Below are 14,493 nucleotides of genomic sequence, written 5' to 3' on the forward strand. Positions count from 1 at the left end.
AGGCAGGACCCATGGCAAACGTGCAAAGCGGAAAAATGATCGTCGGTCTCGATATCGGCACCTCCAAGGTGGTGGCGCTGGTGGGCGAGGTCGGTGAAGACGGCACGATCGAAATCGTCGGTATTGGCACGCATCCGTCCCGGGGCCTGAAGAAAGGCGTGGTGGTGAACATCGAGTCCACCGTGCAATCGATCCAGCGCGCCATCGAAGAAGCGCAGCTGATGGCCGGTTGCCGGATTCACTCGGCGTTTGTCGGCGTTGCCGGCAACCACATCCGCAGCCTGAACTCCCACGGCATCGTGGCGATTCGGGATCGCGAAGTCAGCTCGGCCGACCTTGAGCGCGTGCTCGACGCTGCCCAGGCCGTCGCGATCCCGGCTGACCAGCGCGTGCTGCATACCCTGGCGCAGGACTACGTGATCGACAACCAGGAAGGCGTTCGTGAGCCACTGGGCATGTCGGGCGTACGTCTGGAAGCCAAGGTTCACGTAGTGACGTGCGCCGTGAATGCCGCACAGAACATCGAGAAGTGCGTGCGCCGCTGTGGCCTTGAGGTGGACGACATCATCCTCGAGCAATTGGCGTCGGCTTACTCGGTGCTGACCGATGACGAAAAAGAACTGGGCGTTTGCCTGGTCGATATCGGTGGCGGTACTACCGACATCGCGATCTTCACCGAAGGCGCGATTCGCCACACGGCAGTGATCCCGATTGCGGGTGATCAGGTGACCAACGACATCGCGATGGCGCTGCGTACGCCGACCCAATATGCCGAAGAAATCAAGATTCGTTACGCCTGTGCACTGGCCAAGCTGGCTGGCGCCGGCGAAACCATCAAGGTGCCGAGCGTAGGCGATCGTCCACCGCGCGAGCTGTCGCGTCAGGCGTTGGCCGAGGTGGTCGAACCGCGTTACGACGAACTGTTCACCCTGATCCAGGCGGAGCTGCGTCGCAGCGGCTACGAAGACCTGATCCCTGCAGGCATCGTTTTGACCGGTGGTACTTCAAAGATGGAAGGCGCGGTCGAACTGGCCGAAGAGATCTTCCACATGCCGGTTCGCCTGGGCGTGCCGCACAGCTTCAAGGGCTTGACCGACGTTGTGCGCAATCCGATTTACTCCACCGCTGTGGGCTTGTTGCTGTACGGACTGCAAAAGCAGTCAGACGGTATTTCCATATCGGGTATCAGCAACCGCGACAACTACAGCAGTGACGAACAAAAAGCCCCTGTGCTTGAGCGCCTGAAGCGCTGGGTGCAGGGCAACTTTTAAAGCTTGAGCTGTAAAAAGATTCAAAGCGGTAGAAGTAGGCGAAAAAAACTAGAGAACTGAAAGGAGAGGGACCATGTTCGAACTCGTAGACAACATCCCGCAAAGCCCGGTAATCAAGGTTATCGGTGTTGGTGGTGGCGGTGGCAATGCTGTTAACCATATGGTTAAGAGCAACATCGAAGGCGTGGAATTCATCTGCGCCAACACTGACGCGCAAGCGCTGAAAAGCATTGGCGCTCGTACCATCCTGCAACTGGGCACTGGCGTGACCAAGGGCCTGGGTGCCGGCGCGAATCCGGAGGTCGGTCGTCAGGCCGCTCTGGAAGACCGTGAGCGCATCGCTGAAGTGTTGCAGGGCACCAACATGGTGTTCATCACCACGGGCATGGGCGGTGGTACCGGTACCGGTGCTGCGCCGATCATTGCCGAAGTGGCCAAGGAAATGGGCATTCTCACCGTTGCGGTGGTGACTCGTCCGTTCCCGTTCGAAGGTCGCAAGCGCATGCAGATCGCTGACGAAGGTATTCGTCTACTGTCCGAAAGCGTCGATTCGTTGATCACGATTCCGAACGAAAAACTGCTCACCATCCTGGGCAAGGACGCAAGCCTGCTGTCGGCTTTCGCCAAGGCCGATGACGTGTTGGCCGGTGCCGTGCGCGGTATCTCCGACATCATCAAGCGTCCGGGCATGATCAACGTCGACTTTGCCGACGTGCGTACCGTGATGAGCGAAATGGGCATGGCAATGATGGGCACTGGCTGCGCCAGCGGTCCGAACCGTGCACGTGAAGCGACCGAAGCGGCTATCCGCAACCCGTTGCTTGAAGACGTAAACCTGGAAGGCGCTCGCGGCATCCTGGTCAACATCACCGCCGGTCCTGACCTGTCCCTGGGTGAGTACTCCGACGTGGGTAGCATCATCGAAGCCTTTGCTTCCGAGCACGCGATGGTGAAGGTCGGTACCGTTATCGATCCGGACATGCGCGACGAACTGCATGTGACCGTGGTTGCTACCGGTCTGGGCGCAAAAATCGAGAAGCCGGTCAAGGTCATCGACAACAGCGTTCAAGCCTCGTACGCAGCTTCTGCGGCACACAACGCACCTGCTCGTCAGGAAGCGCGTACCGAGCGTCAGGAACAGCCGGTGGTCAACTACCGTGACCTGGACCGTCCGACCGTGATGCGTAACCAGGCACAGCAAGGCGCGACGACCGCTGCCAAGCTCAATCCTCAAGACGATCTGGATTACCTGGACATCCCGGCTTTCCTGCGTCGACAGGCTGATTAATGAAATCAATCAGGGCTATTAAGGTGATTGGTGTTCAGCAAAGGCTCGGTCTGCTATTATCGCCAGCCTTTGTTGATACCAGTTCGCAATTTGCGCTGAAGCGGCCAATGCCATGATTAAACAACGCACCCTGAAAAATATTATCCGTGCCACAGGTGTCGGCCTGCACTCCGGTGAGAAGGTCTACCTGACCCTCAAGCCTGCGCCTGTGGATACCGGCATCGTGTTTTGTCGTGCAGACCTTGACCCTGTTGTGCAGATCCCTGCGCGCGCGGAAAACGTCGGCGAGACGACGATGTCGACCACGTTGGTCAACGGCGATGTAAAAGTAGACACGGTAGAGCACTTGCTCTCGGCCATGGCTGGCCTGGGGATCGATAACGCCTACGTCGAACTCTCCGCGTCTGAAGTCCCGATTATGGACGGTAGCGCCGGGCCTTTCGTGTTTCTGATTCAATCTGCCGGCCTGGAAGAACAGGACGCGCCGAAGAAGTTCATCCGTATCCTGCGTGAAGTGACAGTGGAAGATGGCGACAAGCGCGCCACTTTCGTCCCTTTCGAAGGGTTCAAGGTGAGCTTCGAGATCGATTTCGATCACCCGGTTTTCCGTAACCGCACCCAAAGTGCAACCGTGGATTTCTCAAGTACTTCGTTTGTAAAAGAAGTCAGCCGCGCACGTACCTTTGGTTTCATGAGTGACATCGAGTACCTGCGCAAGCACAACCTCGCACTCGGCGGTAGCGTAGAAAACGCGATCGTGGTCGACGCGGATGGTGTACTGAACGAAGACGGCCTTCGCTATGAAGACGAATTCGTGAAGCACAAGATCCTCGACGCCATTGGCGACCTTTACCTGTTGGGCAACAGCCTGATCGGTGAATTCAAGGGCTTCAAGTCTGGCCATGCACTGAACAACCAGCTGATTCGCAAGCTGCTTGAGCAGACCGATGCGTGGGAAGTCGTGACCTTTGAAGATGCCAGCACTGCACCGATCTCGTACATGCGTCCGGTTGCGGCAGTTTAAGTAAAACTTCTTTCTCTAGTTTTTGAAGGCCACCCTCGGGTGGCCTTTTTTTTGGTTGCGATTACGTCGTGTACCGGTGTTATTCCGTGGTTTTAGGCTTCAGAGCATTGAGCCCGGTTTCATTGATATCCATGACCCGGTTTCTGCCGCGCTTCTTGGCTTGATAGAGGGCTTTATCGGCAGTGCTGATCAGTTGGTCCTGAGCGTCACCCGGTTTTGCGTAGCGGGTGCAGGCACCCAGGCTGACAGTGAGCGTGTGGGTTGCCAGGTTGGCAGGTTCCATGTGTTCCACCGCGCTGCGAATCTTTTCAGCCAGCAGGCGAGTACCCGCGGCGTCGGTCTCGGTCAGGACAACTGCAAATTCCTCGCCGCCATAGCGGGCAGCCAGATCGGCGGGGCGGCGCACGTGGGCCTTGATTGCCTGTGCGACCTGGCGCAGGGCCTCATCACCGGCCTGATGACCATAGCTGTCGTTGAAGGCTTTGAAATGATCGATATCAATCATGATCAGTGACAACGGCGCGCCCGTGCGTTGCGCCCGTCGCCATTCCATATCCAGTGTTTTGTCCAGCATGCGCCGATTGGCCAGCCCGGTTAGCGGGTCGGTGGAGGCCAGGGTTGCAAGCTCCAGCTCGGCGCGTTGGCGCAGGCGCAGTTCGCGGACCAGGAGCCAGGTGAGCCATAGCAGGCCCATGCAGAGCAGCAGGGTGGCGCTGCCGATCAACAGGGCCGTGTGCTGCCAGTTACTGAAAATGTGCTCGGTCGACAAGGCAACCACGACCACCATGGGCAGTTCGTTGACCTGCGCGAAGTTGTACAGGCGTTTCAGGTTGTAGGCACCGGACATGGCAGTAAAGCTGCCGTAGCGTTCGGTGAGAAAACGCAGAAAGGTTGGCGACTGGCTCAGGTCCTGGCCAGTGTAAAACTTGGTTGTCGCCGGAGACTGGCTCAGCAGGATGCCGTCCGTGCTGATCAGGCTGATGTTTCCTGTCGGTCCAAGGTCCAGCCCGCGAAACAGATTCTGAAAGTAGCTTATTTTCATCTGGGCGACGGCAACGCCGCCAAAACGCCCGTCGGAGGCTGTAATTCTGCGGCTCAAAATCAGGTTCCAGTCATTGGGGCTCTCGCTGACAAGCAGGGGGCGGCTGATGTAGAGCTCATCATTTTTTGCAGTGAGGTGGACCTTGAACCAGGGCTGTTGGCGGGCGTCGTCCAGCGAGGCCACCGGAGGGCGAGAGCTGGCAATCAGTTTGCCTTCGGCATCGAGTACAAAGAACCCGGCGTTGGAGGGCGCCTCAATAGCCCTGTCGAAGAGCACCGACTTTTGAGTCTGTGGCGAAAGAGGGGCCAGTGCCTGGCTTTGCATCAAGTTGATCAGGTTGCTCAGGGAGGTGTCGTAGATCGAGAGCGTGTTGCGAATATCCCGGCTGATCAGTTGCACAATGTTCAGCGCAGCGCGTGCAGCGTCTTGCTCGGTGTTGCGGTACTCCCTGACCAGCAAATAGCCAACGATGCTGAGGATGGCCAGCACCGAGAGGGCGCTGGCCCCGACCAGCATGCGTCGGGTGATGATGTGTGAACGCGGGGAAAATGGAATGGGCTTACCCTCACAGATACGATTTTTGCCCTGCCGTAAGGGTATGCCTTACAGAGATAAGGCCAGCTAAAAAGCTGGCCTTATGGTCAAGGATTAAAACACATCAATAGGATAGTCGATGATTACCCGGTACTCATCGACATCATTGTCGACGCTCTGGTAAGCCGTGTTGCCGCGGTTGGTTGCCCAGCGCAGGCTCACTGCCAGATCCTTGGCCTTGCCTTCCTGAATCACATACTTGAGCCCCAGGTCACGCTCCCAGTGGTGGGCATTCTTGCCTTCGGGGTTGTACCAGTTGCTGTAGCCGATGCTGTTGGCGTCAGCCTTGGTCAAATCCAGTTCGCCGCGAGAGTACGAGGCGCTGGCCGTCAGCCCGGCAATGCCAAGCCCGGCGAAGTCATATTCGTATTGCAGCTTCCAGGAGCGCTCGTTCGGGCCGTTGAAGTCCGAGTACTGCTGCGAGTTGTCGAGGTAAACGCTGTCACCTTGATAGAGATAGTCAAAAGGTGTGTTGCCGTTGACCCGCTGGTAGACCGCCGTCACCTTGTGTCCGTCTACTGCGACCGCAAAGTGCAGGCTGAAGGTGTTGTTGTCGATATCACCCAGCAGCGCCTTGCCGGTGTCCTGGGTGTGATAGAAGTGCAGGCCGGGATTGAGGCTGATGCTCTCGGTCAGTGCATAGGTGTAATCCAGGTCGTAGTAGTACTGGTTCCAGATGTCCTGCAACTGCGCCGCATATAAATTGCTGGTAACGCCGGGCACGCCGCTCCAGGAAGTACCGGCCCAGGTGATGTGCTTGCTGCTCTGATCGCCAAGGTTGCCGTAGGTGGTAGTCAGGCGGCGCATGCCGCTCTGGTTGTAGGGCTTTTCAAAACTGACCTGGCCGCCTTCGAACATCCAGCCATCGATACTGTTGTTGGTCAGGCTGACACCGCGAAAGGTCTGGGGCAGCATGCGGGTTTCGCCGCCGGCAATCACCGGGTTGGTCAAAAACAGATCGCCTGCCTTGAGCTCGGTATCAAAGGCACGAATTTTCAGTGCCGCTCCGGCAGACGAGAAAGAGGTGGGCGCTTTGCCGTTGCCATCACTGACCGGCAGGATGCTGCTGCCATCCGTTCCGCCACCGCCATCGAGCTTGAGCCCAAGCAGGGCGTAGGCATCCAGGCCGAAACCGACCGTGCCCTGGGTGAAGCCCGACTCAAATTTGCCTACAAAACCTTGGCCCCATTCCTTGCTGTCTTCAGCATGTGGGCTGCGGATATCGTGGTTCATGTAGTAGTTGCGAGTGTTGATTTTCAGGCTTGAGCCTTCGATAAAACCTTCTTTTGCGGCGTCGTCACCTGCATGGGCGAAAGGGGGGATCGTTGCAGCCAGGGCAATGAATAACGGACTGAGTTTGAGTGAGTACTTCACCAGTGAGTTGCTCCTTGAAAGTGGCGGCAGTTGTTATTTTGATCAAAAAAACAGGTTGTCCCTGATCGCACTCCAGAGAGGCAGTGCTTTTTTTTAAAACAAAAAAAAGCCGCTATGGTAGCGGCTTTTGAAACAATCAGTCACATGCTTGGCAAATGACTGACTGGGTCGGGAAGTCTGGAGGGGGGGGATCAGCTGTCTTTGGCTTCATCCGAAACGCTGGCTTTGGCTTGTGTTTGCGAGTGGTCGGCGTCGTTTTGATGACGTGCCGTCAGCTCTGCCTGGTTCTGTTCAAAAGAAGCTGCGCGTGCCGCATTTTGTGCGACGAATGCCGGTGATTCTTCCGCCATGGCCAAAGGCGACAACAACAAAGACGACAAAACGAAAACGCTGGCCATACCCATACTGCTGGACATTTCAAAGACCTTCTTGCTTAGCAAGTGCTGTGTGATGGGCTAAATCTATAGTGGCAGGCGGGGTCGAAAAAGCCTTGTTTTAGACAAGGACTTTTGCGTTTTAGGTAACAAATGTGAGGAGTGCGGGCTAGACGCTTTGCCACTGTTGGAGGGGGCTTGCTCGCGATGGCTTCACCTTGATTGACCTGGTCGACCGAGGCGTCTGCATCGCGAGCAAGCCCCCTCCCACAAGGTTAAATCGGTAGATAAATCCCGAACGTATTGCGTCCACCACCGCTGCGTACAAACACTTCGCCACCGTGCATTTGCGCAATGGCTTTGACGATGGCCAGCCCCAGGCCGTGGTTGGCACCACTGTTATAGCGGGCCGCATCCACCCGATAAAAACGCTCGAACAGCCGTGGTAAATGCTCTGGCGCAATCGGCTCCCCAGGATTGCTGACACTGATGGTCACCTGATCCGCCGTGTGGCTGATCTGAACGTCAATCGATTGCCCAGCTTCGGTATGTTGCACGGCATTGTTCAGTAAGTTGATCAGCGCCCGACGCAGGTGGGCTTTTTCGATATTGACCTGGGCATCGCCGCTGACCTTCACCTCAACCTGCGCGTCCTCAAGAATGAACTCCAGGTAATCCAGGGTCGTGGCCACTTCGTCTGCCAGGGAGGCGTGGATCAGTTTGTTCGCTTTGCTCCCTTGGTCGGCGCTGGCCAGAAACAGCATGTCATTGATGATGCTGCGCAGGCGCTCCAGTTCCTCGAGGTTGGATTGCAGCACCTCGAAGTAGTGCTCGGCCGAACGTCCCCGCGTCAGTGCGACCTGGGTCTGGCCAATCAGGTTGGTCAGCGGGGAGCGCAGTTCATGGGCCACGTCGGCATTGAATGACTCCAGGCGGGTGTAGGCCTGCTCGACCCGGTCCAGGGTCGCATTGAAGGCACTCACCAGTTGGTCCAGCTCCGGCGCCAGCGGCGCAAGGTGCAAGCGCCCGGACAAGCGCGGCGGAGCCAGTTTTTGCGCTTCCTGGGATAAATCGTTCAACGGTTTGAGACCAATGCGCGCTACCCAATAGCCGAGCAGCGAGGCCAGAAGCACGCCAACAGCCGCCAGGCTGACCAGCGCGATCAGCAGGTGGTGCTGGGTCTGGCGAAAGGTGTGCGTATCGATGGCAATCAAAAAGCGCAGTGCCGGGCGCTGTTCCTTGGCTGCAATCTCGCTGATGAGTACCTTGAACGGGTCAGCCTGGCCAGGCAGCCGCAAGTCCCGCACGCCGACCGGGCCTTGGGCGAATTCGCGCACTGTGGCCTCGGGGTTGCCGTATTCATAGGACGGGTCAGCGCTGATGGCCCAGAACCGGATGCGTTTGTCCTCTTCGCTGAGCAGCTTGAGCTTGGCGCTGATCTTGGCCCAGTGTTCGGGCGTGCCGTAACGATTGATGGACGATTCCAGCACGCTGTATCGCGCATCCAGTTCCGCTTCGGGCAGGCGCCCGATGCTTTTGTCGACCTGCTGGTAAAGCGCTCCGCCAATCAACACAAACACCAGCAGTGCGACGAGGGCGAACATCGCACTCAAGCGCATGGCGATGGAGTCCAGGGCCTTGATCCGCTTAATCACCGCGCCGCTCCAGCACATAACCCATGCCACGGATGGTGTGCAGCAACTTGTGCTCGAACGGTCCGTCGAGCTTGGCGCGCAAGCGCTTGATCGCCACTTCGACCACGTTGGCATCGCTGTCGAAATTGATGTCCCAGACCATCTCGGCAATGGCCGTCTTGGACAGGATTTCACCCTGGCGCCGCGCCAGTACGCTAAGCAACGAAAACTCCTTGGCGGTCAGGTCCAGGCGGGTTCCGGCGCGACTGGCCTTGCGGCTGATCAGATCTATCCACAGGTCGTCGACAGTGACCTGCACCGGTTCGTGACCACCACCGCTGCGACGGGTCAGGGCTTGCAGGCGGGCCACCAGTTCCAGAAATGAAAACGGTTTGCCCAGATAGTCGTCGGCGCCTTCACGCAATCCGCGAATCCGGTCTTCGACCCGCTCCCGTGCCGTCAGCATGATCACCGGGGTTTGCTTGCGCCCGCGCAGGGCCCTCAGTACCCCGAAGCCATCGAGGCCGGGCAGCATGACATCGAGCACGATCACCGCGTAATCGCTCTCCATCGCCAGGTGCAGGCCTTCGATGCCGTCGCGGGCAACATCCACCGTATAACCTTGCTCGGTCAGCCCGCGGTGCAGGTAGTCGGCGGTTTTCTCTTCATCTTCAACGATCAGAACGCGCATAACCTGCCTCAGTGATCGGTTTGGAACGATGGAACAGTCGCTCAAGCCACAAGTATATGACCGGCGTGGTAAACAGGGTCAGGGCCTGGCTCACCAGCAGCCCGCCAGCCACGGCAATCCCCAGGGGCTGGCGCAGTTCTGCGCCGGTGCCATAGCCGAGCATCAGCGGCAAGGCGCCGAGGAGGGCGGCGATGGTGGTCATGATGATCGGCCGGAACCGGGTGATACAGGCTTCATAGATGGCATCTTCCGGGCTCAGGCCGCGATTGCGCTGGGCATCCAGGGCAAAGTCGATCATCAGAATGCCGTTTTTCTTGACGATACCGATCAGCAGCACCAGCCCGATCAACGCCATGATTGAAAAGTCCTGCCCGCATATCCACAGCATCAGCAGCGCACCGAGCCCGGCTGATGGCAGGGTCGAAATGATCGTCAACGGGTGTACAAAGCTTTCATAGAGCACCCCCAGAATGATGTACACCGCCACCAGCGCCGCCAGGATCAGCCACGGCTGGCTGGCCAGCGAGCTCTGGAACGCCTGCGCGGCGCCCTGGAAGTTGCCGCTTATGGTACTCGGCATGCCGATTTCGTTTTTCGCCTGATTGAGCATCAGCACGGCATCGCCCAAGGCCACGCCGGGCGCGAGGTTGAACGACAGGTTGGCTGCCGGGAACATGCCGTCATGACTGATCGAAAGCGGCCCGCTGGCAGGCGCGTCTACCTTGGCCACGGCTGACAGGGGCACCATGTCCCCGGTCAGCGGCGAGCGCAGGTAGAAGTAGCCCAGGCTTTCGGCTTTGCCTCGCTGCTGCGCGTCCACCTCCAGAATGACGTTGTACTGGTTGGTCTCGGTCTGGAATTCATTGACCTGGCGCTGGCCGAACGCGTCATACAGCGCTTCATCGACATCGGTGGCGGTCAGGCCGAAGCGGGCTGCAGCGTTCCGGTCGATGCTGATGTGGGTGATGCTGCCGCCCAGTTGCAGGTCGTTGGACAAGTCGCGAAAGGCCGGGTTGGCGCGCAGTTTTTCGGTCAGGCGCTGGGTCCAGGTGGTGAGCGTCGGGCCGTCGTTGCTTTTGAGCACGTATTGATACTGGCTGCGGCTTGGCCCCGAGCTGAGGTTGATGTCCTGGCCTGCGCGCAGATACAGCACGATGCCCGGCACCTTGGCCAGTTGCGGGCGAATCCGGTCGATAAATTCGCTGGCCGACACATCGCGCTGGCTCCGGTCCTTGAGGGCAATCCAGAAGCGGCCGTTGGCGATGGTCTGGTTGCTGCCGGTGACGCCCACGGAGTGGGAAAAAGCCTGGACCGCAGGGTCGTTGCTGATGATGTTGGCCAGCGCCAGATGCTTTTGTGTCATGTCAGGGAACGAAATGTCGGACGCCGCTTCGCTGGTGCCGAGCACGAAGCCGGTGTCCTGTACCGGGAAGAAACCCTTGGGGATCAGCACATACCCGGCGATGGCCATGGCCAGCGTCACGCCAAAAATGCCGAGCATCAACCGCTGGTGCGCCAGGGCGCGCTTCAAGATCTTTTCGTACCCCGCCAGCAAGCGTTCGCCAAAGCCCGGCCTGGCATCTGGCTTGTGCACCGGCGAGCGCATAAACAGGGCCGCCAGCGTCGGGGCGAGGGTCAGTGACACCAGTACCGAAATCAGGATGGTCGAGGTCGCTGTCAGGGCGAACTCCTTGAACAGCCGCCCGACCACGCCGCCCATAAACAGCAATGGAATAAACGCGGCCACCAGCGAAAAGCTGATGGAGACCACGGTAAAACCAATCTCGCTGGAGCCCTTGATCGCGGCGTCGCGCATGCTTTCGCCTGCTTCCAGATGGCGGTGAATGTTCTCCACCACCACGATCGCATCGTCGACCACAAACCCCACGGCGACCACAATCGCCACCAGTGTCAGGTTGTTGAGACTGAAGTCCAGCACATACATCAGGGCAAAGCTTGCGATCAGCGAAACCCCGAGCACCGCCGACACAATCAGGGTGGCGGACCACTGGCGCAAAAACAGCGCCATCACCGCAACCACCAGCAGCACGGCAATCAGCAGGGTGATTTCAACCTCATGCAAGGACGCGCGAATGGTCTTGGTGCGGTCACTCAGCACGGTCACTTCGACGGAGGCGGGGAGCATGGCTTGCAGGCCGGGCAGGGCGGCCTGGATGCGGTCTACGGTTTCAACGATGTTCGCCCCCGGCTGGCGGGAGATCACCAGATTCAGACCCGGCTGGTGCCCGGACCAGGCTTGTACGTAATCGTTTTCTGCACCGTTGACCACTCGCGCCACGTCACGCAGTTGCACGGGCGCGCCGTCCTTGTACGAGACGATCAATTGGCCGTATTCGTCCGCATCAAACAACTGATCGTTGGTCGACAGGGTGGAGATGCTCGACGGGCCGTACAGCGCGCCCTTGGCCAGATTGAGGCTGGTTTGCTGGATAGCCAGGCGAATATCGGCCAGGGTCAGGCCAATGGCAGCCAGCTTGTCGGCCGAGGCCTGGACCCGGATCGCCGGGCGTTGCTGGCCGGTGATGTTGATCAGGCCCACGCCATCAATCTGGCTGATCTGGCGTGCCAGCAGGGTTTCGACGTAATCGCTGAGTTCTGTGCCGGGCATGTGCAATGAACTGATGCTCAGTATCAGCACCGGGCTGTCGGCCGGGTTGACCTTCTTCCAAGTCGGCAGGGTCGGCATGTCCTTGGGTAACTTGCCGGACGCGGTGTTGATGGCCGCCTGAACCTCTTGCGCGGCGGTGTCGATGCTTTTGTCGAGGGTGAATTGCAGGGTCAGGGTGGTCGAGCCCAGCGCGCTGCTGGAGGTCATCTGGGTCATGCCGGGGATGGCGCTGAACTGCACTTCCAGCGGCGTGGCCACGGACGACGCCATCGTGTCCGGGCTGGCGCCCGGCAGCTGTGCCGACACCTGAATGGTCGGGAACTCGGCTTCGGGCAATGGCGCGATTGGCAGGCGTGGAAAGGCAATCAGCCCCACGAGCACCAGTGCAAACGTCAGCAGCACCGTGGCGACGGGGTGGTCGACGCACCAGGCGGACAGCGAGCGGCTGTTGGTCATGGCTGCACCTGAGCGGGCGTTGGCTCACTCAATATTTCAACCCGCGAGCCTGGCTTGAGCCGCGACTGGCCATCGCTGACCAGTGTGTCCCCGGGATTGACGCCGGTGATGATGCTCTGCTCGGTGTCTTGATAGACCAGCAGCACAGGCACCGTTTCGACCTTGTCGGCCTGGACCCTGTACACGAAGTAGTTGTCCAGCCCGCGCTGCACCACCTGAGGCGGGACCACCAGCGCATTCTTTGCCAGCCCTGACTGGATCTGGACATTGACCAGCTGGCCGGGCCACAGGGTTTGTTTGGGGTTGTCGAACTGGGCTTTGACCTTGATCGTGCCAGTGGTTGCCGAGACCTGATTGTCGATCAGGCTCAAGCGGCCCTCACCCAGCGGCGTGCCGCTGCTGTCGGCGTTGCCGATAAAGGCTTTGACCCGGGCCGGGTCTTTGGCCGTGAGCAAGTCGTGCAACAGGGGGAGCTGTTGTTGGGGCAGCGAAAACTCTACGGCAATGGGGTCGATCTGGGTGACGGAAAACAGCCCCAGAGAATCGCTGACCCGCAGGAAGTTGCCCGCGTCTACTGTTCGAATCCCCACGCGGCCGGTGACGGGTGATTGAATTTGCGTGTACGACAACTGCACCTGCGCCGCCGTAATAGCCGCCTGATTACCTTGCGCCGAGGCCTTGAGCTGGTTGACCAGCGCTTGTTGCTGATCGAGGGTTTGCCTGGATACGCCGTTGTCCACGCTCAACAACTGGTAGCGCTTGAGGTCGACCAGTGCCACTTGCAGCTGCGCCTGATTCTGTCCCAGTTGGGCCCTGGCCTGGTCGAGGCTGGCCTTGATCGAGCGGTCATCCAGGGTTGCCAGAAGATCGCCAGCCTTGACCTCCTGGCCTTCCTTGACCCGTATCTCGGTGAGAATGCCGTCGATTTGCGGGCGGATCATCACGCTGTGCAGTGACAACACCGCGCCAATCCCGCTGATATAGCGCGGTACGTCTTGTTGCAGCACTTGAACAACCCGTACCGGCACTGGAGCTGCGCCCGCGGACTTGCCGGGTGCGGGGCGGTTGAGCCAAAAGAGTGAAGCACCGATCAGGGCTGCAACGAGGGTGCCCAGCAAGATTTTTCTAGTTGTGGTCGGCATGCCGGATAGACGCCATGTGCGTGGAGTGGGGGCTGATCAATCAGTTATAGCGCGTCGACCCGGTCAGCACGGTGACGGCAAACTGACAGTGCTGACAGTTAGCCCTGGGTAAAACACCCTGCTGGTCATTTTGGTGGGAGCAGATTGATGATTTTTACGGCCAGTGAGTGCAACGCACAGGGGGCGCGCAGGTATACTGCGCGGCATTGCGCCACTTGGCCTGACTTTTTACCGCATTTCGGAGCTTTCATGACTACTCCTACACAATCGACGGCTCCTGATGCCTTGGACGCTGAACTGGTTGAGAATGAAACCACTGTGGAGACCCCGAAAAAACCGGTCATCCCGGCGTTCACTTTCCCGTTCAAGCCTTCCGAGTTTGCCAAGGCCAAGTCCCAGGGCAAGGCGTACTACCAGAAGAGCGGCCTCGGCGGCCACGACACAACCCCGGGCGCACCGCCACACGGCACACGTAAAACCATGGGCAAGCGCTGATTTATAGCTCGATGCGCTGTACCTGAATCATCCCGGCCCGTTCGTACAAACGGCGGGCCCTGGTGTTGCCCTCCATGACCTTCAGGTCAACCCAGGGCTCACCGCGTTGTGCGTACACCGCAAACACCTTCGCCAGCAGCGCCTGGCCAATGCCTTGCCCTTGATGCCGGGCATGCACCACCAAATCCTTCAGATAAGCGCTGGTCCAGCCTTGCGCAACCCCCACCACAACGCCTGAACGCAGTGCGATCAAGCACAGCTGCGGGTCGAATTCGGCGTCGTGCAGCAGGCTGTGGCTCCACTCCCCGAACGAATCAATATGGCCACTGCCGTCGCTGTAGCCCTGGCTAAGCAAGGCATGCACCGGTTGCAACAGGTCATCGCTCAGGGGCACAAGGCTTACATCTTCAGGCCAGTGCACGGCTGCCAGCGGGCGGGTCAGGTCTTTGCGCAACAGCAGGCAGTAATCGCTCATGTCC

At 59.1% G+C, this 14,493-nt stretch carries 12 protein-coding genes; 4 read left to right on the forward strand and 8 right to left on the reverse strand.

Going from position 1 to position 14,493, the window contains the following annotated elements; all coding sequences use genetic code 11:
- The first annotated feature begins 11 nt into the window (after window positions 1-11).
- The 3 genes from ftsA to lpxC all read left to right on the forward strand — a co-directional run bounded on the left by ftsA (window position 12) and on the right by lpxC (window position 3,583).
- Complete coding sequence (gene ftsA, locus V6P94_RS07540; protein WP_326398459.1) at window positions 12-1,271, forward strand: cell division protein FtsA; 1,260 nt, start codon at window positions 12-14, stop codon at window positions 1,269-1,271.
- Between the two features lie 73 nt (window positions 1,272-1,344).
- Window positions 1,345-2,559 carry a cell division protein FtsZ gene (ftsZ, locus tag V6P94_RS07545; protein ID WP_019823786.1) on the forward strand — a complete coding sequence of 405 codons (1,215 nt, stop codon included), beginning with the start codon at window positions 1,345-1,347 and terminating at the stop codon, window positions 2,557-2,559.
- Between the two features lie 112 nt (window positions 2,560-2,671).
- Complete coding sequence (gene lpxC / locus V6P94_RS07550) at window positions 2,672-3,583, forward strand: UDP-3-O-acyl-N-acetylglucosamine deacetylase (protein WP_019823785.1); 912 nt, start codon at window positions 2,672-2,674, stop codon at window positions 3,581-3,583.
- Window positions 3,584-3,662: 79 nt separating this feature from the next.
- Here the strand turns inward: lpxC and V6P94_RS07555 are convergent, their stop codons facing one another.
- The 7 genes from V6P94_RS07555 to V6P94_RS07585 form a co-directional block, all read right to left on the reverse strand.
- Window positions 3,663-5,141 (reverse strand): sensor domain-containing diguanylate cyclase, encoded by a 1,479-nt coding sequence (locus tag V6P94_RS07555; RefSeq protein ID WP_326398458.1) that lies wholly within the window; start codon window positions 5,139-5,141, stop codon window positions 3,663-3,665.
- Between the two features lie 132 nt (window positions 5,142-5,273).
- Window positions 5,274-6,593, reverse strand: coding sequence for an OprD family porin (locus V6P94_RS07560; RefSeq protein ID WP_326398457.1), 1,320 nt, complete (start codon window positions 6,591-6,593; stop codon window positions 5,274-5,276).
- A 191-nt stretch (window positions 6,594-6,784) separates the two neighbouring features.
- A complete protein-coding gene (locus V6P94_RS07565) occupies window positions 6,785-7,009 on the reverse strand; it encodes a hypothetical protein (RefSeq protein ID WP_338649192.1) in 225 nt (74 codons plus the stop codon).
- A 233-nt stretch (window positions 7,010-7,242) separates the two neighbouring features.
- Window positions 7,243-8,586, reverse strand: coding sequence for a heavy metal sensor histidine kinase (locus V6P94_RS07570; protein WP_326399131.1), 1,344 nt, complete (start codon window positions 8,584-8,586; stop codon window positions 7,243-7,245).
- A 28-nt stretch (window positions 8,587-8,614) separates the two neighbouring features.
- The gene (locus tag V6P94_RS07575; RefSeq protein WP_133078930.1) at window positions 8,615-9,292 is read right to left on the reverse strand and encodes a heavy metal response regulator transcription factor; all 678 of its coding nucleotides are present in this window, start codon (window positions 9,290-9,292) and stop codon (window positions 8,615-8,617) included.
- Window positions 9,273-12,377: a multidrug efflux RND transporter permease subunit gene (locus V6P94_RS07580; protein ID WP_338649193.1), complete on the reverse strand. Its 3,105-nt coding sequence runs from the start codon at window positions 12,375-12,377 to the stop codon at window positions 9,273-9,275. The genes V6P94_RS07575 and V6P94_RS07580 overlap by 20 nt, the downstream gene beginning before the upstream one ends.
- Window positions 12,374-13,519, reverse strand: coding sequence for an efflux RND transporter periplasmic adaptor subunit (locus V6P94_RS07585; protein WP_326398454.1), 1,146 nt, complete (start codon window positions 13,517-13,519; stop codon window positions 12,374-12,376). The genes V6P94_RS07580 and V6P94_RS07585 overlap by 4 nt, the downstream gene beginning before the upstream one ends.
- 249 nt (window positions 13,520-13,768) lie before the next feature.
- On the opposite strand from V6P94_RS07585, the gene V6P94_RS07590 reads away from it, so the two are divergent.
- Window positions 13,769-14,014, forward strand: coding sequence for a hypothetical protein (locus V6P94_RS07590; protein WP_219260904.1), 246 nt, complete (start codon window positions 13,769-13,771; stop codon window positions 14,012-14,014).
- 1 nt (window position 14,015) lies between these two features.
- Here V6P94_RS07590 and V6P94_RS07595 read toward each other — a convergent pair whose 3' ends face one another.
- On the reverse strand, window positions 14,016-14,489 hold the full coding sequence (locus V6P94_RS07595) for a GNAT family N-acetyltransferase (protein WP_326398453.1): 474 nt from the start codon (window positions 14,487-14,489) through the stop codon (window positions 14,016-14,018).
- Between the last annotated feature and the right edge of the window lie 4 nt (window positions 14,490-14,493).

Source organism: Pseudomonas sp. ML2-2023-3, from assembly GCF_037055275.1.
Lineage (GTDB): Bacteria > Pseudomonadota > Gammaproteobacteria > Pseudomonadales > Pseudomonadaceae > Aquipseudomonas.